Here is a 23,402-nt window from a genome sequence, read left to right as displayed (position 1 = left end):
ATCTTGTTTCATTGAAACAAAAATTGTAAGTTTGTACTGCTATTAATCTTTTTAATTAAACCTTGTGCTCCAAATCGAAACAGAGTCAAGGTTTTTTTATTTATACGAAGTTCAGCTGACTGAAAGATTTATTCAAAATTTTTTGATCATCAACCTGAAGCCACTTTCCTAACACCGTAGCATAAATGGTTCTAAAATCGATTTCAAATTTTAAATCGCCATTGTCGTCCAAATTATCCAGTCGCGCCACATTGTTGTAAAGCCCTTGCTTTTTCAAATTTTCACCAATAACAAATACGTTGTTTGCAGTACCGTGATCTGTCCCCACACTGGCATTTTGTTTTACCCTACGGCCAAATTCCGAAAAGGTTAAAATAAGCGTATCTTTAAAGGTGTTATTAGCTTTTAAATCATCAACAAATGCTTCTATGCTTTCGGCGTAGGTCTTTAGCAATCGGTTTTGTTTGTTCAATTGGTTAACATGCGTATCGAAACCGCCCAACGACGTGTAATACACCTTTGTCTCCAAATGCGAATTAATAAACTGCGCCGTAGTTTTTAACTGTTTGGCAAAACCATTATTGGGATATTCTTTTTTTGAACTGACCGTTTTACTAGTTTCGTAAATATATTTCGCTGACGATTCGGCCGCAATCATGGATTTGTATAAATAGCCCAAATTATGTTCGCTTAAATGCACATCGTTGTTGTGGATATTATCAAAAAACGGGTCTTTAGACATGTTGTACAGCGCTTTGGCATCTTGGGTAGCAATAGCATTAAAATGGTTGCCTTTCATGGCCAAGGATAAACTATCATCAATTTCTATGGCCGAATGGGGGTGTTTTCCATATTCGTCCAAGTAACGCCCAATCCATCCACTTTGAGAATACTCATCGGAATCACTTGCCGTTTGCCAAATATCCATCGACCTGAAATGCGACCGATTCGGGTTGGGATAGCCCACGTTGTTGATTATGGAGAGGTATCCGTTATCATACAAGCGTTTCAACGGCGCTAAATTTCTATTCAGGCCTACTTCATCATTTAATATTATAATGTCTTTTTGAGAAATACCCAACGTAGGCCGCTCTTTATAATACAAATCATTCCGGAAAGGCACGACGGTATTCAATCCATCGTTTCCGCCCGACAGTTGCACAATTACCAAACGCTTATAACCCAATTTACTGCTTGCTACTTCCTCGAAAGCCCGAACAAAACTCGGCACAAAAAAGAGGCTACTGGCTAACGACGACTGTTTTAAAAATTTTCTTCTGTCCATAATTAACACATTTGATATTCGGGTAACGACATAAGTTGCACGCAGTATTCCTGTTTAGAAACTTTCTCTAAACCATTTAAATACTGTTTTGCCGCCGGATTCACTTTGCAGGCTAAGATATGTTGCTCTAAATCTTCAATTTTTACATTTTTGAAATTTGTGTTGAAATACTCCCAATCGCTTTCGGCCTTTATTCTTCTAAAAGCGTTTTTAAAGGCTTCCTTTTTCATTTCCATGCGCTGATCTTCACGACCCGATTTCGTTTTGGAAATGTAAGCGCCGTTCAACAACAACGATGGCAACTTTAACCGCAGAACGATGGTATTGCTGTCTATCCAATTTTTACCACCTTTCCAACCTGCTACGTTGGGCGGGCGCAATAAAAATTGACCAAGTAATTTTTGAAGATATAGCAACTGCTTGTCGTTGTTAAATTCGATGGGAACCAAGTTGCTCAACCCTACTAAAAATTCGATGGGCGACTTAATTTTAGTACCAATATTGACCTCATCATAAAACCAATCGGCCATAAAAACATGGCGCATTAGGTTCTCAATATTGTAATCTTTGTAGAACACATCAGCCATTTCAGCAACATGGTTTTCATCGATTACATCGTTTACAAAATAGCGGTATATTTTTCGGCAAACATACTTGGCACACTGTTTTTGCTTTAAAATAATATCGATAACATCATCGCCCGTAAAACGCCCTGTTTCACCTAAAAAGGTTTTAACACCTTCGTCGTGCTGCCGTTTTCTAAAAGCAAAATCGCCTGCAAAATTATGTCCGTAGCCTGTAAAAGCTCGGGCACTTTCTTTAATATCGTTTTCAGAATAATGTCCTACACCAAGCGTAAATAACTCCATAAGTTCGCGGGCAAAATTTTCGTTTGGCCTCTGCTTTTTGTTTTGCTTAGTATTTAAGTATTTGGTCATGGCCGCTTCCTTTGAAATGGCTTTTACAAAATCTCCGAAATCACCAAGCGCGTGCTTCCGAAGTGTATTGTTAAATTTTTGAATGTACACGACACTGTTATCTTCGCACACAAAATGATTGGTCCAAAACAGCGTCATTTTTTCTCGTAAAAGCTCAGATGGCTGCTTAAGCCGATCTACCCAAGCCACATTTAAATCCACTTGCTTTTGCCGACTTATTTTTTGAAGTTTTTGGCGCGTATCCTTATCGGGTCGCCCTTCCATCATCATGCTTGAAAAAGCGGTTTTGAGTTCCGAAATATCAACCTCAAGCGGTGTTACGTTTTTGGATTCGCTTAAAAGATTCCCTACAATTTCCGCCTTGGAATTTTTAGACAATTCTTTTAATGTTTCGGGTAAAATACCGAAACCCGCACGACGATATAAATGCTGAATATAAGAAGTTTCCATAGGCTAAACATTTTATAAAACCAACAACCAATTTTACAACTATTTAGACTAGAAGATATTAAAATGGTTTAAACGAACTAAAAATTAGCGCATTACAAACCAAACTTTATCCCTTGCGCCAAAGGCAATTCGGTAGTATAATTAATAGTATTGGTTTGGCGGCGCATATAAACTTTCCAAGCGTCGCTACCACTTTCGCGACCACCTCCCGTTTCTTTTTCGCCACCAAAAGCACCACCTATTTCGGCTCCAGAAGTGCCGATGTTTACGTTGGCAATGCCGCAATCGCTTCCCGCATGCGACAGAAAACGCTCGGCTTCACGCAAATTATTGGTCATGATGGCCGATGATAATCCTTGTGCAACATTGTTTTGAATTTCAATAGCATTTTCAACATCGCCCGAATATTTCAGCAGATATAAAATAGGTGCAAAAGTTTCATGCTGAACAATTTTAAATTGAGGTTCAGCTTCAGCAATCGCCGGTTTTACATAGCATCCACTTTCATAGCCTTCACCGGAAAGCACACCGCCTTCAACAATAATTTTTCCACCTTCTTCCACTACTTTTTCTAATGCTTGCTGATACATTTTTACAGCATCGGTATCAATTAACGGGCCAACATGATTGTTTTCATCCAACGGATTTCCAATGCGCAATTGCTTGTAAGCATCAACCACAGCGTTTTTCACTTTATCATAAATACTGTCGTGGATAATCAATCGTCGGGTTGACGTGCAGCGTTGTCCTGCAGTGCCAACCGCCCCAAAAACAGCACCAATAACCGTCATTTTTATATCGGCATCGGGCGTTACAATAATGGCGTTATTTCCGCCCAATTCCAATAGACTTTTACCCAATCTACCAGCGACTTCCTGCGCCACGATTTTTCCCATTCGAGTGGAACCTGTTGCAGATATTAAAGGTATTCGAGTATCTTTCGTCATAAATTCACCCACTTTGTAATCGCCATTGATTAAACAGGAAATACCTTCCGGAAGATTACTTTCTTTAAGCACTTCTGCAATAATATTTTGGCAAGCTATGCCACAGAGCGGTGTTTTTTCACTGGGTTTCCAAACACAAACATCGCCACACACCCATGCCAAGGCCGTATTCCAACTCCAAACGGCCACCGGAAAATTAAAGGCCGAAATAACCCCAACCACACCCAACGGATGGTATTGTTCGTACATACGGTGCCCTGGTCTTTCGGAATGCATCGTCAAGCCATGAAGCTGGCGCGACAAGCCGACAGCAAAATCGCAGATATCAATCATTTCCTGAACTTCGCCCAAGCCTTCTTGGTAGCTTTTGCCCATTTCGTACGATACCAATTTCCCCAGCGCTTCCTTTTTTTCGCGAAGTTTATCGCCAAATTGCCGCACCATTTCACCGCGTTGCGGCGCTGGCACCATTCTCCAAGTTTTAAATGCCGAAGTAGCCGCTTGCATCACTTTTTCATAATCTTCCTTGGTGGTTGTTTTTACCCTGCCGATGAGTTTCCCGTCAACAGGCGACATACTTTCAAGGACGTTTCCTGACGAAGAAAAACTATCACATCCCGTTGAAGTCCCTTCATTTGTTTCCTTAATTCCCAATGTTCTAAGTGCTTCGGATATTCCAAAGTGAGCGGCGACCGTTTTCATTTATTATTGATTTTTTATTATTATTTGATTTATTTGCGAATATAACAATTAAAAGTCGGTTTTGCTGAATTTCAACAAAATTGAAATCACTAACTTTATCACCTTTAAAACTTTCCTTTATGAAACCTAGCATTTTTTTGATTTCATTTTTATTGATTGCCTTGTCCTGCAAAAAACAAGCGGAAACCGAACCGACTTCGGAAGCCTTCGAAAAACCATCTTTTTCCATCGTCATTCATGGTGGTGCGGGCACTATTTTAAGAGAAAGCATGTCCGAAGAAAAAGAAACCGAATACCGAAAAGTTTTGGAAGAAGCCATTAAAACAGGCCACACGATTCTAAAAAACGGAGGCACAAGTCTCGATGCCGTTGAAAAAACCATCAATATTTTGGAAGATTCACCACTCTTTAATGCAGGCCGAGGCGCGGTTTTTACCTTTGAAGGGACAAACGAGCACGACGCCTCAATTATGGACGGCAAAACCTTGAATGCTGGGGCTTCGGCAGGAACATCAACCGTAAAAAACCCAATCAATTTAGCACGTGCCGTAATGGAAAAATCGCCACACGTGATGCTTTCGGGCAAAGGCGCCGAAACTTTTGCCGAAGAACAAGGTTTGGAACTGGTTGACCCCAGCTATTTTTCCACCGAAAGTAAACTAAAATCGTTGGAACGCGTTAAAACCAAAAACGATGTTTCACTTTTTTATGATGACGAATTAAAAGCTTCAAAATTAGGAACCGTGGGCTGTGTAGCACTCGACAAAAACGGCAATTTGGCCGCCGGAACTTCAACCGGAGGCATGACCAACAAACGCTGGGGACGCATAGGCGATTCGCCCATAATCGGGGCGGGCACATATGCCAACAACAATACCTGCGCGGTGTCCAGCACGGGTTGGGGCGAATATTTTATCCGAGGGATGGTGGCTTACGATATTTCGGCACTGATGGCATACAAAAACTTGACCTTAAAAGAAGCCGCAAAGGAAGTCGTTCAAAACAAACTGCCAAATATCGACGATGGGCAAGGTGTTGGCGGCATAATTGCCATTGACAAAAACGGCAATATGGTTATGGAGTTCAACACACCCGGCATGTTTAGGGCAACCATGAACGATAACGGCGAACTTTATGTAGGGATGTTTAAAAACTAATAACAAATGGTATAATTTAAGAACAATTTAACAACCTGAAAAAAGCCGAGGGCCAAAATTTAATCGTAGCTTTATTAACAAGAAACATCGCACGCTTCCTTGAGGCTCATTTTGAATTTAATTCGTCAACCCATGCCATTAAGAAAATTTTTGGCTATCGTAACTGTGCTTACGCTAGTCGCATCCTGCAAAAAGAAAGCAGTAGAAACCGACAACCTTTTTAAATTTAGAGACTATATAAGTTACACCTCATCAGGTTTGGTTTCGGTAGTTGAGCCCATTCAAATTAATTTGGCAAACGATGTTGAGGGTTGGGAAATGGGACAAGAAATTACCGATAAAATAGTGTCTATCTCACCACATTCTGAAGGAAAACTAACAGTAGCTAACAAGCACACATTAATTTTTACTCCAGATGAACCTCTAGAACCTGCAACAGAATACACTGTTTCAGTAAAGCTGAACAAGATTTACGACAACATTCCGAAAGGGTTTGAAGATTACACCTTTCAGTTTAAAACTATCACGCCAAATTTCAGTATCGTTACCAATAACCTACAATCCTACAGCAAAAATTGGCAGTATTTAGAGTCTATTTTACGTTCGGCAGATGTGATTAATTTAGAAGATGCCAAAAAATTAGTTGAAGCCTCTCAAGACGGAAAAAATCTGTCCATTGTTTTTAATGAAAACAACACGCGTTCAAAAGTTTTTGAATTTAGAATTGATAGCATCAACCGAAAAATTGAGGACAGCGAAATTCTCGTGAAATGGAACGGAAAAGCCATAAAAGCAGATAATTCAGGCGAAAGCAAAGTGGTTATTCCTGGTATTAACAACTTCACTATTATTGATGTAGATGTTATTCAATCGCCTGAACAGCACCTTTCCATCAACTTTTCCGATCCATTAAAAAAACAGCAAAATTTAGACGGATTGGTCATTATTCAAAATGTAAAAAACCCAAAATATGTTGTTGATGGCAACGTGCTAAAAGTGTATCCAGACAGCAAACTGGTTGGTAATATTCTGGTTGATGTGTTTCAAGGCATTTCCAACGATGAAGGCTTTAAACTCAAAAAACCATTTTCTGAAAGCATTGCTTTTGAAGAATTAAAACCACAAGTTCGATTAATCAGCAATGGTACCATTTTACCAAATTCACAAGAATTAAAATTCAATTTTGAAGCGGTAAATTTAAGTGCTGTTGATGTACGCATCATCAAAATTTTTGAAGACAATATTCTACAATTTCTTCAAGATAACAACCTCAACAGTAACAACGAATACAACATTAAAAAAGTTGGTCGTCGCATTGCCAAACAAACCATTCAACTACAAACTGTAGCCGAAAACACCGGAAAATGGAAAGCCTACAGCATCGATTTATCCCATTATTTTAAGGCTGATGCTGGCGCAATGTATCGAGTGGAATTGAGTTTCAACAAAAATTATTCGTTGTATGATTGTTCTGCAAAAACCTCTGTCACCAATGCAGAAGATGATGAATACGACGATTATTACTACGAAGAAGACTATTATTACGAAGGCGATTACAACGAAACTTTCACCGAAGATGAAGAATTAAAGGAAGAAGAATATTGGGACAACCTCACGTACAGATACCGAAACCACACTTATAATTGGCGTGAACGCGATAACCCTTGTCACGAAGCGTATTACAACGAAAACCGCATCGTATCTCAAAATCTGTTAGGTTCAAACTTGGGTGTGATTGCCAAAAAAAGTACCAACAACTCCTACTATTTTGCAGTTACCGATATTTTAACCACCAATCCGGAAGCCAATGCGTCGGTTAAAATTTACAACTTTCAACAACAGGAAATCGCATCTTTATTTACCGACAAAGATGGACTCGTAACTATTGATGCCGAAAAACACGCGTCGTTTGCCATTGTCACAAAAGGCGCTAACAAAACCTATGTAAAATTGGCTGATGGCAATTCGTTGTCGTTAAGCAAATTTGATGTTTCTGGAAACAAATTACAACGCGGACTTAAGGGCTATATTTATGGCGAACGTGGTGTGTGGCGACCTGGAGACACGCTGTATTTAACTTTTATGCTAAATGATGTTGCCAACAAACTCCCAAAAGGACATCCCGTAAAACTGGAAATCACTGACCCTAACGGCAAGTTAGTTTACAAAAATATAACTGCGGATAACCTCAACAATTTTTATACGTTTACTGTACCAACATCAACCGAAGATAAAACCGGAAATTACAACACCAAAGTTTCGGTTGGTGGTGCAACGTTTCATAAAGGACTGAAAATTGAAACCGTAAAACCCAACCGATTAAAACTTAAAGTCGATTTTGAAAAAGAGATTTTAACCAGCAACGAACCATTAAACGGAACTTTGGACGTAAAATGGCTTCACGGAGCTGCTGGAAAAAACCTAAAAGCTGAAGTGAAAGCGAAATTCAGTACATCGTATTCAGGATTTAAAAATTATATCAATTACGTTTTTAACGACCCAACACGCGAATTCAACACCGAAGAAATCAACGTGTTTGAAGGTAATGTAAATGCTGATGGTTTAGCAAGCATCAACAAAAAGTTGGAAGTCGGCAAAAATGCTCCTGGCATGCTGAACGTACAATTTTTGGTTCGTGCCTTTGAAAATGGTGGCGACTTCTCAATGGATGCTTTTACCAAACAATACGCGCCTTACGAGTCGTTTGTTGGATTGAAATCACCTAAAGGAAATGCTTACGGTTCGTTTTTTACAGATGAAAACCAAACCTTTGATGTGGTTGTGGTCGATAAAGATGGTAAACCTATTAAGCGTAACAATCTTGAAGTAAAAGTCTATAAAATTGAATGGCGTTGGTGGTGGAATTCCTCTTACGATAACCTATCGAGTTACGTATCAAGCACCTACCACAGACCGTATTTAGACACAAAAGTCAATACCGATGCCAACGGAAAAGGCTCATTCAGCATTAAAATTCCAGACAACGAACGTGGTCGTTACCTCATAAGAGTGGTTGACCCAAAAAGTGGTCACGCCACAGGACGAACCGCTTATTTCTATAAAAACTGGTGGCAAAAAGCACCTTCAAACGATAAAGAAGCGGCTAAAATGTTAGTGTTTTCGGCCGATAAAGAACAATATAATGTTGGTGAAACCGCAAAAATCACTTTTAATTCTGGTAACGAAGGTCGTGCTTTGGTAAGTATAGAAAATGGCACCGAAGTTCTCGATTACAGATGGGTAAAAACCCAGCAAGGCGAAACGGTTGTTGATGTTCCAATAACCAATGTAATGGCGCCAAATGTGTTCGTCAACATTTCATTACTACAACCGCATGCTATTTCGGCAAACGATTTACCCATCCGTTTGTATGGCGTCATTCCAATTATGGTGGAAGACCCAAATACCAAGTTGGAACCACAACTAAAAATGCCAGATGTATTAAAACCAGAACAAGAATTTAAAGTTTCGGTTTCAGAAAAAAATAACAAACCAATGACTTACACTATTGCGATGGTCGAAGAAGGTTTGCTCGATTTAACGCGTTTTAAAACACCAAATGCTTGGGACGAATTTTACAAACGTCAAGCTTTGGGCGTAAAAACTTGGGATATTTTCGACGATGTTATTGGCGCATATTCTGGTAGCATCGACCAAGTATTTGCCATTGGTGGTGACGGTAGCGCATTGGCTGGAAAAAACAAAAAAGCCAACCGTTTTAAACCTGTGGTCACCTATTTAGGACCTTTTAATTTAAAAGCTGGTGAAAACAACACGCACAGCATCAAACTGCCAAACTACATTGGTTCGGTTCGCACTATGGTGGTTGCCGGAGACAATACCAAAGAAGCTTACGGAAGTACCGACAAAACCGTACAAGTGAAAAAACCGTTAATGGTGTTGGCTTCGCTTCCGCGGAAATTAAGCCCAGGTGAAAAAGTAACACTTCCAGTAACTGTTTTTGCTATGGAAAACAAAGTGAAAAACGTCAATATTAGCTTGAAATTAAGCGATGGTATTTCCGTAGTTGGTGCGCAAACCCAAAACTTGAGTTTTACAAAACCGGATGAGCAAATGGCGTATTTTGAATTGGATGTGAGTAAAGCAAAAGGTATCAATACCGTTGAAGTCATTGCCTCTGGAAATGGTGAAAAATCGACTTACAAAGTCGAATTGGATGTGGTGAATCCGAATCCAATAACTTCAAAAGCTATCGACAAAACTTTAGAGGCTAAAGCTACAGGTGCATTGGATTTTTCAACCTTTGGTGTTGTAGGAAGCAACAGTGCAACGGTAGAATTTTCAACCTTGCCTCCAATGGATTTCACGCGCAGATTACAGTATTTAATTCAATATCCTCATGGTTGTTTAGAGCAAACTACTTCTGCTGTATTTCCGCAGTTATTCTTGAGTGATATTTTCGATTTAACCTATGATAAAAAGCAAAACATTCAATCCAATATTGAAAATGGCATTAAAAAACTAGCGCATTTTCAGCAGCCTAATGGCGGAATGAGTTATTGGATGGGAGAAAATACCGCTAACGATTGGAGTACCAGTTATGCAGGACATTTTATGTTGGAAGCCGAAAAGAAAGGCTTTGTGTTGCCGTTAACCTTCAAAAGCAATTGGTTAAGTTATCAAAAACAAGCTGCTCGTGATTGGAGACCGAGTTACAGAACTTACAATTCCGATTTAGCACAAGCCTACCGATTATACACTTTGGCATTGGCTGGCGAACCCGATTTAGCCAGTATGAACCGTTTGCGTGAGTTTACCGAAATTTCCAACGAAGCCAAATGGCGATTGGCAGCAGCCTATGCCTTGGCAGGACAAAAAGAAGCGAGTGAAAGCATTTCGCAACGTGCCAATATTGATTTTCAACCGCCTCGTTACAACTATTATACTTATGGTTCGGCAGATAGAAATAGAGCCATGGCATTGGAAACTATGGTCTTGACCAAAAACCCAAAACAGCGCGAATTGGCACAATACATTGCCAAAGAACTGTCTGGAAATCGTTGGATGAGCACCCAAACCACAGCATACAGCCTGTTGGCTATGGCAAAAATGGTGGAAGCCAATGGTGGGAAAGCTTTGAACATAAGCTATACCAACAATGGCAAAACCGAAACCATAAACACCAAAAGTGCCATTGCGCAACGCGAACTCAACGTTATTGATGGCTCTAATACGCTTTCGTTTACCAATAACATTGATAATGTGGTGTATGTGCGTGTATTGAATTTAGGTAAATTGCCGTTAGGTGAAGAAATTGCAGAACAACGCGGATTGAGTGTTTCGGTGCAATACAAAGATTTAAAAGGTAACAAAATAGATGTTTCCAAACTGCAACAAGGTCAGGATTTTGTAGCAACCGTTAGCGTAAGTAATCTTAAAAATGAAAACGTGAACGATGTGGCGTTAACGCAAATTTTCCCTTCAGGTTGGGAAATCGTCAATACACGTTTTACCGATTTTGGCGATACAACAACAAGTCAAGCACGTTATACCGACATAAGAGACGACCGCGTGAATTTCTATTTCGATTTAAGTAAAAAAGGAAAACATGGTACCAAAACCTTTAACGTGATGTTGAACGCTTCCTATTTAGGAACCTATTATTTACCAGGAATTCAAGCCGAAGCGATGTATGATAATGAGTATTTAGTGAGAACTAAAGGCCAGTGGGTAACTGTTGAGAAATAAATGAAAGCAAATGAAATATTAAAACATACCAAACACAGGCCTTTTGAAGTTCCTTCAGGCTCTTGGAAATATTATCAGGAATGGAACAAAGCTATTTTTTTGCATTGGGAAGTTACTCCAGAGCAAACAACACCTTTTCTACCTAAAGACGTATCGGTAGATACGATTCATGGAAAAACTTGGGTGAGTTTGGTGGCCTTTAATATGAATAATATTGGTGTAAGAAGTTTGCCTAAAGTCCCACATATATCAGATTTTCATGAAATAAACATACGGGTTTATATTACTTGCAATGGCAAACGCAGTGTTTACTTTTTAAGTATGGAAGGTGCCAAACGTTCGTCGTGCAAGGTCTTAAAAGCAATGTCTAAATTTCCGTATTATTATTCTAAAATGGAGCGAACGGACTTTAGCTTCGCTTCCAAAAATAAGAATTACAACAATTCATTTTACACTGAATATCGTTTTGACAACAAACAGATTATCAAAGATGAAACCGATATTTGGCTAACCGAACGTTATGCGGTTTTTCAGGATTATAAAAACCATATTATTGAGTACCATGTGCATCACGTAGAATGGCCAATGGAATCTATTTCAATAAAAAAGCTAGAACTAGATTACCCTAAATTCAATCACTTAATCAATAACAAACCTGATAGAATACATTACTCTAAAGGTGTTCAAGTTTTAACTTGGGACAAAAGAAAGCTCACGCTATGAAGAAAGATTTTAAACCCTATTATGCAGTCATTTTCACTTCAACTCAAAAAGAAGATATTGAAGGTTATGCAGAAATGGCAAACCAAATGGAAGCACTTGCCAAAACTCAAGACGGCTTTTTAGGTATGGATAGCGCAAGAAACGAAGTTGGAATTACAGTGAGCTATTGGGAAAGTCTGGAAGCTATAAAAAACTGGAAACAGCACACCGAGCATCTAATAGCGCAACAAAAAGGCAGACAAGATTGGTACAGTTGGTACAATGTGAAAATTTGTAAAGTAGAGCGTGAGTATGAATTCCTGTGAAAGCAGGAATCTCTTTGAACCACCTCGACTTTAGTTTCTATGCTGAAACTAAAGCCACTCCTCCTTACAAGGAGGATAGCTGAATGGAGGAATGAATATTAATGATAATTGCAAATTAGATAATAACCGCAAACCAACACCTTCCCTTAAAAAGGGAAGGTGGATTTGATTTCAAGAAAGAAATCAAAGACGGAAGGGATTAAATATGAAAAACAAAATACACAACCATAAATACTTGGAAGAACGCAGAAAGGAATTACGCAAAAGCCTAACACCTGCCGAAGCGACTTTATGGAAATCACTTCAACGCAAACAGTTAAAAGGCAGAAAATTTAGAAGACAACACAGCATCACCAATTACATTGTGGATTTTTACTGTGCTTCGGAAAAATTAATCATCGAGCTGGACGGTGCGTATCATATGAATTTTGCGCAACAAAACTACGATTACGAACGCACACAGGTTTTAGAAGGATTAGGATTTAAAGTTATTCGATTTGAAAATAAATTGGTTTTTGAAAACTTAACTGAGGTTTTGGAAGAGATAAGTAGTTGTTTTAAGGAATGAACCACCTCGTCTTCAGTTTCTATCCTGAAACTGAATCCACTCCTCCTTACATAGGAGGAGAATAAAATGGCGGATAAAATAAACGAACGAAAAAACCCAAGTTAGCAAACAAGCTAAATTCCTTCCCTTTAAAGGGAAGGTGGCTTTAAACCCAAGTAAGGGTTAAAAGTCGGAAGGGTTAAAAAAACATGAACAGAATATTAACCTACATAAAAAACAACAAAATAAAATCAGCGGTACTTTTTGTATTACTGATTGCTTACTATTTCTGTTTGCCAAAACAACTTTTCAAAGACCCAACCGCAACGGTTATCACCAGTAAAAACGATGAATTATTAGGTGCTCAAATTGCAAAAGACGGTCAATGGCGATTTCCGCATAACGATAGTATTCCAGAGAAATTCAAAACTTGCATTATTCAGTTTGAGGACGAATATTTCTACAAACATCCTGGTTTTAATCCGGTTTCCATTTTTAAAGCCTTACGCGAAAATCTAAAATCTGATGGTATAAAACGTGGTGGAAGCACCATCACCCAACAAGTGATTCGCTTATCCAGAAAAGGTAAAAACCGAACCTATTTTGAAAAAGTCATTGAAATCATTCTAGCAACACGTTTGGAGTTGCGAACTTCCAAAGATAAAATTCTCTCTTATTACAGCAGCAATGCACCTTTTGGTGGCAATGTCGTTGGGTTGGATGCTGCTTCGTGGCGCTATTTCAACAGAAACGCTAATGAACTTTCCTGGGCTGAAAGTGCCACTTTAGCTGTTTTACCTAATGCGCCAAGTTTGATTTACCCAGGAAAAAACCAAGAACGCTTACTCAAAAAACGCAACGGTCTTTTAGCAAAACTGCTTCAAAACCAAATTATTGATTCGTTAACTTATAATTTATCAGTTGCAGAAAGTTTACCACAAAAACCGTATCCTTTGCCACAAATTGCACCTCATTTGTTGCAAAAAGTGGCTCAAAATTATTCTGGCAAACATATAAAAACAACCATCAACACACCATTGCAGCAACAAGTTAACCGTATTACAAAAAGACATTATAATCAATTAAGTCAGAATGAGATTTACAATGCTGCAGTTTTGGTTTTAGATGTAAGAACCAGACAAGTTTTGGCTTACGTGGGCAATACGCCAACCGATAAATCCCACCAAAAAGATGTGGATATTATTGACAAACCCAGAAGTACAGGTAGTATTTTAAAACCGCTTTTATATGCTGCCATGCTCGATGCTGGTGATATTTTACCCAATACTTTAGTCGCAGATGTACCAACTCAATTTGGGAGTTACAATCCCGAAAATTACAACAAAACATACGATGGCGCCATACCAGCTAGTAGGGCTTTGTCGCGCTCGCTGAATGTACCTTCGGTGAGGATGCTTCAGGAGTTTGGGTTGGATCGGTTTCATCATTATTTAAAAATACTTCAGCTTAAAGATTTAAAATACAATGCTAATCATTACGGTTTATCGCTTATTCTTGGTGGTGCCGAAAGCAACCTTTGGGATTTGTGCAAAAGCTACTCGGCATTGTCTTCGACCTTAAATCATTTTTCTGAAACGTCGAGCGAATATTATTCCAACGAATTTTGTGAACCTACATTTTTAGCTTTGGAAACGGTTGATTTCGGAAAAAAAACCAGTGAAAAAACATTGTTTGATGCAGCCTCCATTTACCTCACTTACGAAAGTTTAAAAGAAGTAAACCGACCAAAAGGCGACGAAAATTGGGAGTTTTTTGATGGCTCCAAACAAATTGCTTGGAAAACAGGAACGAGTTTTGGCTTTCGTGACGCTTGGGCCATTGGCACCACAACAGATTATGTGGTTGGCGTTTGGGTAGGAAATGCCGATGGCGAAGGCAGACCAGGTTTGGTTGGAGTACAAACAGCAGCTCCTATTTTATTTGACGTGTTTGATATACTACCTAACAGCACATGGTTCGCTAAACCTTTTGATGAAATGCAAGAGGTTACTATCTGTAAAAAAAGTGGCCATAGAGCATTGCCAAATTGTGATGATACCGAAAACAAATTCATTCAAATTAGCGGATTGAAAACCAAACCTTGTCCGTATCATGTGTTGGTGCATTTGGATAAAAGCGAAACCTTTCAAGTGAATTCTTCCTGCGAAAGCACGAGCAATATCACACATAAATCGTGGTTTGTGCTACCGCCTTTAATGGCTTATTATTACAAAACCAAAAATCCGTTTTACAAACCATTACCCAAATTTAGAAGTGACTGTTTGGGTGAAAACAGTATTTCAATGGCGTTTATTTATCCGAAGGAAAACAACAGTATTTTTTTACCAAAGGATTTTGACGGTTCTATCAACGATTTAGTGCTTCAAATCGCCCATTCAAAACCTGAAACTAGTGTGTTTTGGTATGTTGATGATAATTATATGGGAAGCACGAAAGGCATACACGAACTCACCATTATCCCCAAACAAGGCAAACACGTAATTACTGTGGTAGACGAATTCGGCAATGAAGCTAAACGACATTTTACAATTTCGGAGTAATCTACTTCCTCACAAAAGCCGAAATCATGCTATGATCACTTTTAAAGGTGTAGAATTTTTTAGCCTTTAGAATTTTTAAATCTTTTGAAACCCAAATATGGTCGAGTGATAGCAATGGCAAATTCCAAAACCACGTTTCCTTAAATCCATTGCCATTTTCGGAAAAAGCATGGTTAAAATCTCGTTTTAAACTATCGAGATATTTAGATTCATAAGGAATATTGAAATCACCTAAAATGACGGTTTTGGGTTTAATTTTAACATTTTCGTTTACAAAACCTAACTCCCAAGATCTCGGCACATCGGTACTGCCCTGAACATCAACCGCACAAAAATCGATGCCGGAGCTATTAAAAAACAGCATGTATGTATGGTATTTTGAAACCGTTTCCCTCTGGACTTCAATTGGTGTTTTTGAATACACCACCATATCGGTATCCGACTTATAAAAATAAGCGCCTGGATGTTGCTTTTGCAAGGTTTCAACATCCAAACTCGTGGCTTCAGTTAAAACCATAATATCAGGTAAACCTTCGTTCAATTCGAATGCTTGATTAAAGCCATTCTCTCGGGAAGCGTTCCAAAACACGATTTCAACATCGTCTTCAGAAATAGTTTTAGGAATATTAATTTTATAACTTCTGCCCAACCAAAGCATCAATAAAGCTACGGCTAAAACAAGGTTATATTTGCTCAACCTTCCTAAAAAAACAGAAAGCGCCACCACAATGAAAATGATAACGGGCAACGGAAATGTATAGTAAAGTAGCGAACTGCCATAACTATTTTCCTTAAACACAAAATGAATGGCCAGCAAGGCCGAGATGGCCAGGATATTGAAAAGCAAATAAATGCCTTTTATAATTTTTATAACCATTTACCGCAACGGATAACCTTTTGCCGCCCACCAAGGGTGAATTTCAATTTCCAATCGGCCCGCTTTTACCATGGGGTCGGCATTGGCTAAACTGTCGGCCATTTTTAAGGTGGGCACGTTGTAAATGGTCACGCCACGAATATCGCCATTATCACCAAACGGCCCAGAAATATCGGCATAGCCCAAATCGTACATTTTTTGCAGGTGGGCTAAATGCTGTTCTTGTAAATCGGCTGTTTCTTCCTCGTTTTGCCCCCTAATTGGCCCCGATTTTAAAAAAGCCATAAAATACTGCTGCATTAAAATAGTATCTTGGGTACTTTCGTCAACATAATCAAAGGTTTTGAAACCTTTTTCGGTGAGTTCTTTTTTTATTTGTTTGATGGATTTTTCTGGTTTGAGGTTTGCACTTTCTTCCGCCAAATCGATTGAGTCATTAACCGCTTCAACTGTTTCAGATGTGATTTCAGGCTCCCCTTTTGGTTCATCCTTGCAACTAAAAAACAAAATTGCACTTATTAAAATGATAAAAATTCTAATCATGGTTTCCACGTTTTAAATGGTTTTTGACTCAATTGCGAATTATAGTATTTCGGGTTTCCGGTTACTTCTTCACCCAGCCATTTTGGTTTTTCAAAAGTTTCGTTCTCGTCTTTTAGCTCGACCTCAGCAACCACCAAACCTTCATTATCACCAAAAAACTCATCTATCTCAAAAATATGATTTTTCAGCTTTACTTCATAACGTATTTTATCGATGATGCCCGATTCGCAAAGATTTAACAATTCCTTGGCTTCATTGGCGCTAATTTCCTTTTCCCACTCAAAACGCGACAGGCCATTTTTTGACGATGGCCCTTTAACCGTTAAAAAACCCAAATCGCCCTTAAGTCTTACCCTAACGGCACGCTCTTTATGAGAATTCAAATACCCTTGCACCAATCTCGTTTTTTTAAACGCCTCGGTTTTAAAATCATCCGAAACCACCAAAAATTTACGTTCAATTTCTATCATAACCATTTTAAATTCCAGATTCCAAAAAACAAATTTCATTGGATTCGCTTTGGAATTTAGTTTTTTGAAATTTATAATTTGATATTTTATTCACCCAAAATTACCATAATTTTGCTATATGCAGGCCGAATTCCCCATACGAAAAATAATCCATGTGGATATGGATGCCTTTTATGCTTCGGTGGAACAAATGGACAACCCCGAACTAAAGGGCAAACCCATTGCCGTTGGTGGCGGCGGCAAACGCGGAGTGGTAAGTGCTGCCTGTTACGAAGCTCGAAAATTCGGAGTAAAAAGTGCCATGGCCGGAACTTTGGCCGCCAAATTATGTCCGGATTTAACCTTTGTTAGGCCTCGATTTGACCGATACACCGAAATATCGAAAAAAATAAGACGCATATTTTATGATTATACTGATTTGGTGGAACCGCTCTCATTGGATGAAGCCTATCTAGACGTTACCGAAAACAAAAAGGGAAACCCCAGCGCATCGCTTATAGCCAAAGAAATCCGGGAACGTATTTTAAATGAGGTGGGGCTTACGGCCTCAGCTGGTATTTCCATAAATAAATTTATTGCCAAAGTGGCCAGCGATTACAACAAACCCAACGGACAAAAAACGGTGAACCCCGAAGAGGTGATTTCGTTTTTGGAAGATCTGGACATCAGGAAATTTTATGGCGTGGGAAAGGTAACGGCTGAAAAAATGTACCAAAAAGGCATTTTTACGGGATTGGATTTAAAATTAAAGTCGTTGGAATATCTTGAGGAACATTTCGGTAAATCAGGAAAATATTATTACTACATTGTTCGGGGCATTCACCAAAGCGAAGTGAAACCCAACCGCATCAGAAAAAGTTTGGCTGCCGAACGTACGTTTTCTGAAAATTTATCCAGCGAAGTGTTTATGATTGAAAAACTGGAACATATCGCCCAAGAGGTTTCCAAAAGACTCACCAAAAGCCAAGTTGCGGGGAAAACGGTAACGCTGAAAATAAAGTATAGCGATTTCAGTTTGCAAACGCGCAGCAAAACCCTGCCCTATTTTATTAGCGATAAAAGCATCATTTTAGAAACCGCAAAAGAACTCTTATATCAAGAAAATTTAAAAAACTCGGTGCGCTTGTTGGGCATAAGCCTTTCCAATTTGAATACCGAAAAAACCAAAAAACCAGAAACCCAAAAAACCATAAGTGCCCAATTAAAGTTTGAGTTTTAGTAATTGTTTAAATTTTCAGAAAGCACATCCAACACACCTACCCGACTCTTTCACAAACGGTTACAAATCCCCAAAAAAATAAAATTTTTAGATTTATATTCTTAAAAAAATATGTAGGTTTGCAGCATTATTAAAACATTTGATTTATGTCGTTTTCAGATTTATTTGACAGTGGATTTAAAAAGCGTAACGAAAGCCATTTTGCAGCAATCGTACGCGTAGCTATGGATGATGGCATCATCACCCCAGAAGAACAAGCGTTTTTAGAAAGAACCGCCAGAAACTTAGACATTAGTCAAGAGGACTTCAACTTAATCTTGAAAAACTACAAATCGCACCCTATCAATCCACCGGCATCTTACGACAGACGCTTAGAGCGTTTGTACGATTTAGCACGTATGGTTCATGTAGACAATATTAAAGGCGACCCCGAGCATGTTCTTTTGAAAAAGATTTGCATCGGCTTAGGGTTTCATCCTGAAAACGTAAAGTACATTGTAGATAAAGCCTTAACCTTAATTAAAAATGGGGTAGATTTAGACACTTTTATCGAAGAAATAAGAAACATGAATCGGTAATTCGATTTTATATCAAAACATAAAACAAGGCGCCCAATTTATTGAGTGCTTTTTTTATTTCAAAAAAAACAGCCACCAGCTTTTGTGATTTTTTAACAGCTTTTATTAGTACTTTTGTGGGCGTTTACCATTTATCATGCTGAAGTTTAGCCAAATATTTTTAGCTGTTGTTATCAGTTTTCTTTCTCTTCATTTCAATCGTTTTGAAGAGCAGCCGGATTTTGGCCAAACAGAACACACTTCGCAAAAACACGAGGTTAAAAACAACGGACTGTACAACGCATTTGGTATTGCACCAGAAAATACTTTTGAGCATGTTTTAAACCTTAAAGTTGACCAAGAAAATCTTGTTGAACATCAATTTGCGCACCACAGTCTAGGTAGCGATATTTTGTTAAGCACGCAAAAAAACTATATAAAAACATGTAGTTTTATTGCACCGGGCCTCTCATTAAAGGCACTAATTTTTCCATTCCACTCCTTCTTGTAACCCTTTGATTTTTTAACTGCCCCTTCAAATTTTTCGTTACAAAACCTGTAACGGCATTTTTTGTATTCCTAAAAATCAAATTAAAACATACAAGATGAAAACTTCATTAATTATTATTTCTGCACTTTTAGTGCTTTGCGTATTCGTACCCTTTTTTCTTTTTATTTATAACAGTTCAAAACATACTTCTAAAATAAAACAACTGGTCAAGACCTTTTCAAAATCTGAAAATCTTAATTATGCGGCACAAGAATTTTGGCGTAAAAACTTCATTGGTATAACCGAAAACAACGTGCTAACGGTCGCATACATTAAAGACGACGCATCTAAGATTTTTGATACAAACCTCAACGACATAGCTAGCTGTAAGGTTATTAAAGAATATGCTACAAGCAAAGACCATAAAAGCCATTTAAAAAGCTTAGGCTTAGAGTTGAAATACAAACAAGCACCACTACAACCGCTTTTTATACAGTTCTTTGATGTTGATTTGGACGTCACCGAAGATTTTGAGATGCAACGCATTGAAAAGTGGCACGAACTTATAAACCAAGCCGTAGCAAAAAGAGAGCTTATAAAAAAAGCATCGTAACTGCGTAAATTCCACATGGGCGGCTCCTGAACCTAACAAAAGTAAAGCTGACAAATTGTTTTGAAACGCAAATTTCTTGAGTAATGGATAGCCTTGAAGTAATGTTTCATACAGTGGCGGTCCGTCAGGTTTTGGGGTTAGCCCATTTCATCATTTTACCGTTCAAAAGAAAATATCCTGAGCCAGCCGAAAGGTATTGGCATGAGCATCAACAATGGTTTTTATATCGGGCGAGTAGCCGCCACCCATCGAGCACATCACCGGAATAGACCTATCTTTACAGGTTTGAAGTACAAAACGGTCGCGTTCTTTACAGCCATCAATAGTCATGGCCAGTTTCCCTAACTTATCAGAAGCCACCACATCAACACCACTCAAATAATAAATAAAGTCTGGTTTTTGCTCTTCAATAAGCTTTGGTAAGGTCGACTTTAAAATCTTCAGATAGGTGTCGTCGTCGGTATCATTTTCCAAAGGAATGTCTAAATCACTTTGCTCTTTCACAAACGGATAATTTCCTTTACCGTGCATAGAAAACGTAAAAACAGCTGGGTCATTTTGGAATATCTCGGCAGTACCATTTCCTTGGTGCACATCCAAATCAACAATCAACACCTTTTCTGCCAACTTTTCATTTAAAAGATATCGGGCACCAACAGCTTGATCGTTAAACATGCAAAAAGCTTCTCCTCTGTTTGAATAAGCGTGGTGTGTTCCGCCAGCCACATTCATGGCTACACCATATTTTAGGGCATATTGGCTGGCTTTAATAGTACCGTCGGCAATTACTATTTCACGCTCAATCAACATTTCGCTTAACGGAAACCCTATTTTTATGGCCGCCCGCTGACTTAAGGTTAAATTGAGCAAATCGTAAAAATACACAGGATCGTGCACTTTTAAAATTGGTGTTTCGTCCAGCATTTTTACCGGCTCGAAAAAATTGTGACGAGTACAAGTGCCCTCATGAAGCAATTGCCCCGGGAGCAACTCGTATTTTACCATAGGAAATCGATGCCCTTTAGGCAACGGGTGATTGTATATGGGATGGTAAGCGATTTTTAACATAGCTTGAACTACAAACGAAAAATACTAAGCCTATTTATGCAACTTCAATTGAATGCGCTTTCGCGGAATATCAACATCCAACACTTTTACAATAACCTGTTGGTGTAAATGCACATGCTCGTTAACATCTTTTACAAAACCATCCGACAGGTTGGAAACGTGAATTAAACCACTTTCCTTGATACCCACGTCCACAAAACATCCAAAATTGGTAATATTATTAACTATTCCGGGAAGCAATTGTCCCTCGTGTAAGTCGTTTATGGTTTTTACATTTTGATTGAAAGTAAACACCTTGGCCTGCTCACGGATATCGAGACCTGGTTTTTCCAATTCTTTTACAATATCCTGCAGTGTTGGCAAACCTACCGAATCGGTGCAATAGTTTTTTAAATTGATGTTTTGAAGCAATTCTTTATTGCCGATTAAATCTTGAACAGACTTCCCTAAATCTTTGGCCATTTTTTCAACAAAACCATAACTTTCTGGGTGTACGGCCGAATCGTCTAACGGGTTTTTGGCTTCCTTTATTCTTAAAAAAGCAGCGCCCTGCTCAAAAGCTTTATCGCCCAATCGTGGTACTTTTTTAATGGCATTTCTCGATGGAAATGCGCCGTTTTCGCTTCTGTAATTCAAGATGTTTTCTGCTAATTTAGGACCAATTCCAGACACATAACTCAGCAAACTTTTACTTGCCGTATTAATGTTTACACCAACGGCATTTACGCAGTTTTCAACCACGGATTCCAGAGCTTTTTGAAGCTTACTTTGATCGACATCATGTTGGTATTGCCCCACACCAATGGATTTGGCATCAATCTTTACGAGTTCGGCCAACGGGTCTTGCAATCGGCGGCCAATGGAAACCGCACCACGAACCGTTACATCGTAATTGGGAAACTCCTCTCGGGCAATTTTTGATGCTGAATAAATACTGGCTCCCGCCTCGCTCACTACAAATACTTGAATATCGTTTTTGAAACGTATTTTTCTAATTAAGGCTTCCGTTTCGCGCGATGCCGTACCATTACCAATAGCAATGGCCTCAATTTTATAGGCATCAGCCAACGAACTGATTTTTTTCATCGCACCTAAACTGTCATTTTTTGGCGCATGCGGATAAATGGTTTCGTTATATTTTAATTGCCCTTGGGCATCGAGGCACACTACCTTACAGCCCGTACGGAAACCGGGATCTATGGCCAATACCCGTTTTTCGCCCAACGGCGAGCCCAACAGCAATTGTTTTAAGTTTTTGGCAAAAACCGAAATAGCCGCATCATCAGCTTTTTCTTTTGCGACTTGTAAGGCTTCATTGCTTAATGATGGCAGCAACAACCTTTTGTAAGCATCTTTTATGGCTTGCTCAATTTGTTGGGCGCAATCGTTGTTACTTTTTATAATCCGACTTTCAATTTTGTTTAAAGCCCGTTCGTCGTCAATTTCAATTTTTACTCGGATAAAACCTTCTTTTTCGGCTCGTAAAATAGCCAATAAGCGGTGTGATGGAATTCGACTTAAATTTTCTTCCCAATCAAAATAATCTTTAAATTTTTGTGCGGCTTCATCACTACTTTTCGTTTTTACCACTTTTGTGGAAATGGTAGCAAAACGTTCAAGCTGATATCGAATATTATTACGAATATCGGTGCGCTCGTTTACCCATTCGGCAATAATATGTCGGGCGCCCTCTAAAGCATCATCCACCGAATTAATGGCTCCTTTTACATACTTAAAAGCAACCGACTCCACATCGTTAACATTCTGTGCCATAATGATTTTTGCCAAGGGTTCCAAGCCGTTTTGTCGCGCTTTTTCAGCTTTTGTTTTTCTACTTTTTTTGTACGGCAGATATAAATCTTCGAGCGTGGTTAAATCTTTGACTGTTTCAATTTTCTGCTTCAGTTCTGAGGATAACACCTCCTGCTCTTCCAAAGCTTTCAGTATGGTAGCCTTTCGCTTTTCCAAAGCTTCAAACAGCTCCTTATATTTTACTATTTCACCTATTTGAACCTCATCTAAATTTCCGGTAGCTTCCTTTCTGTAACGCGAAATAAACGGAACGGTACATGCATCGTTTAATAAGTTGATTGTGTTTTGGACGGCAATTTTGGGCAATTGGGTATGTTGGGTGATATATGTAATCATGCTAGTGCGGACGTATAAAATTCAAAACAAATGTAAATAAAAAGACCTGCAGGAGTAAACCCCAACAGGTCTGATTTTATATTTAAAACGGAA

Annotated in this window: 18 protein-coding genes; 10 read left to right on the top strand and 8 right to left on the bottom strand. The window is 38.8% G+C overall.

Annotated features, from left to right (window positions below; all coding sequences use genetic code 11):
• Positions 1-100: 100 nt before the first annotated feature.
• The 3 genes from ABI125_01960 to ABI125_01950 form a co-directional block, all read right to left on the bottom strand.
• Complete coding sequence (locus ABI125_01960; GenBank protein XCF06635.1) at positions 101-1,285, bottom strand: DUF1501 domain-containing protein; 1,185 nt, start codon at positions 1,283-1,285, stop codon at positions 101-103.
• 2 nt (positions 1,286-1,287) lie between these two features.
• Entirely contained in the window at positions 1,288-2,673 is a 1,386-nt protein-coding gene (locus ABI125_01955) for a DUF1800 domain-containing protein (protein XCF06634.1), read from the bottom strand.
• Positions 2,674-2,765: 92 nt separating this feature from the next.
• Positions 2,766-4,322 carry an aldehyde dehydrogenase family protein gene (locus ABI125_01950; protein ID XCF06633.1) on the bottom strand — a complete coding sequence of 519 codons (1,557 nt, stop codon included), beginning with the start codon at positions 4,320-4,322 and terminating at the stop codon, positions 2,766-2,768.
• Between the two features lie 119 nt (positions 4,323-4,441).
• Between ABI125_01950 and ABI125_01945 the strand changes: the two genes are divergently transcribed.
• The 6 genes from ABI125_01945 to pbpC all read left to right on the top strand — a co-directional run bounded on the left by ABI125_01945 (position 4,442) and on the right by pbpC (position 15,324).
• The gene (locus tag ABI125_01945; protein ID XCF06632.1) at positions 4,442-5,479 is read left to right on the top strand and encodes an isoaspartyl peptidase/L-asparaginase; all 1,038 of its coding nucleotides are present in this window, start codon (positions 4,442-4,444) and stop codon (positions 5,477-5,479) included.
• 132 nt (positions 5,480-5,611) lie between these two features.
• Positions 5,612-11,188 carry an MG2 domain-containing protein gene (locus tag ABI125_01940; protein XCF06631.1) on the top strand — a complete coding sequence of 1,859 codons (5,577 nt, stop codon included), beginning with the start codon at positions 5,612-5,614 and terminating at the stop codon, positions 11,186-11,188.
• Positions 11,189-11,911, top strand: coding sequence for a DUF2071 domain-containing protein (locus ABI125_01935; GenBank protein ID XCF06630.1), 723 nt, complete (start codon positions 11,189-11,191; stop codon positions 11,909-11,911).
• Positions 11,908-12,216, top strand: coding sequence for an antibiotic biosynthesis monooxygenase (locus tag ABI125_01930; protein XCF06629.1), 309 nt, complete (start codon positions 11,908-11,910; stop codon positions 12,214-12,216). Before ABI125_01935 ends, ABI125_01930 begins: the two co-directional genes overlap by 4 nt.
• Positions 12,217-12,421: 205 nt before the next feature.
• Positions 12,422-12,784, top strand: coding sequence for a DUF559 domain-containing protein (locus ABI125_01925; protein XCF06628.1), 363 nt, complete (start codon positions 12,422-12,424; stop codon positions 12,782-12,784).
• Between the two features lie 188 nt (positions 12,785-12,972).
• Positions 12,973-15,324 carry a penicillin-binding protein 1C gene (pbpC, locus tag ABI125_01920; GenBank protein ID XCF06627.1) on the top strand — a complete coding sequence of 784 codons (2,352 nt, stop codon included), beginning with the start codon at positions 12,973-12,975 and terminating at the stop codon, positions 15,322-15,324.
• Position 15,325: 1 nt separating this feature from the next.
• Here the strand turns inward: pbpC and ABI125_01915 are convergent, their stop codons facing one another.
• From ABI125_01915 to ABI125_01905, 3 genes are read right to left on the bottom strand one after another with little or no spacing between them, the layout of a single operon-like run.
• Positions 15,326-16,201, bottom strand: coding sequence for an endonuclease/exonuclease/phosphatase family protein (locus ABI125_01915; GenBank protein XCF06626.1), 876 nt, complete (start codon positions 16,199-16,201; stop codon positions 15,326-15,328).
• The gene (locus tag ABI125_01910) at positions 16,202-16,744 is read right to left on the bottom strand and encodes a YciI family protein (GenBank protein XCF06625.1); all 543 of its coding nucleotides are present in this window, start codon (positions 16,742-16,744) and stop codon (positions 16,202-16,204) included.
• A complete protein-coding gene (locus ABI125_01905) occupies positions 16,741-17,214 on the bottom strand; it encodes a CYTH domain-containing protein (GenBank protein XCF07862.1) in 474 nt (157 codons plus the stop codon). Before ABI125_01905 ends, ABI125_01910 begins: the two co-directional genes overlap by 4 nt.
• A 118-nt stretch (positions 17,215-17,332) precedes the next feature.
• Here ABI125_01905 and dinB point away from each other — a divergent pair, with 118 nt between their 5' ends.
• The 4 genes from dinB (at position 17,333) to ABI125_01885 (ending at position 20,093) form a co-directional block, all read left to right on the top strand.
• Complete coding sequence (gene dinB / locus ABI125_01900) at positions 17,333-18,433, top strand: DNA polymerase IV (protein ID XCF06624.1); 1,101 nt, start codon at positions 17,333-17,335, stop codon at positions 18,431-18,433.
• Between the two features lie 146 nt (positions 18,434-18,579).
• Positions 18,580-19,011 (top strand): TerB family tellurite resistance protein, encoded by a 432-nt coding sequence (locus ABI125_01895; protein ID XCF06623.1) that lies wholly within the window; start codon positions 18,580-18,582, stop codon positions 19,009-19,011.
• Positions 19,012-19,147: 136 nt separating this feature from the next.
• Positions 19,148-19,501, top strand: a complete 354-nt coding sequence (locus tag ABI125_01890) for a hypothetical protein (GenBank protein ID XCF06622.1) — start codon at positions 19,148-19,150, stop codon at positions 19,499-19,501.
• 94 nt (positions 19,502-19,595) lie between these two features.
• Positions 19,596-20,093 carry a hypothetical protein gene (locus ABI125_01885; protein ID XCF06621.1) on the top strand — a complete coding sequence of 166 codons (498 nt, stop codon included), beginning with the start codon at positions 19,596-19,598 and terminating at the stop codon, positions 20,091-20,093.
• A 162-nt stretch (positions 20,094-20,255) separates the two neighbouring features.
• Here ABI125_01885 and ABI125_01880 read toward each other — a convergent pair whose 3' ends face one another.
• Together ABI125_01880 and ABI125_01875 are read right to left on the bottom strand one after the other, a co-directional pair.
• On the bottom strand, positions 20,256-21,161 hold the full coding sequence (locus ABI125_01880) for a histone deacetylase (GenBank protein XCF06620.1): 906 nt from the start codon (positions 21,159-21,161) through the stop codon (positions 20,256-20,258).
• A gap of 30 nt (positions 21,162-21,191) precedes the next feature.
• A complete protein-coding gene (locus ABI125_01875) occupies positions 21,192-23,309 on the bottom strand; it encodes a Tex family protein (protein XCF06619.1) in 2,118 nt (705 codons plus the stop codon).
• Positions 23,310-23,402: the final 93 nt, after the last annotated feature.

This window comes from Tamlana crocina (assembly GCA_040429635.1).
GTDB lineage: Bacteria > Bacteroidota > Bacteroidia > Flavobacteriales > Flavobacteriaceae > Flavisericum > Flavisericum crocinum.
The sequence above is the reverse complement of the archived record's forward strand: the minus strand, read 5'-3'. Positions and strand labels throughout refer to the sequence as shown.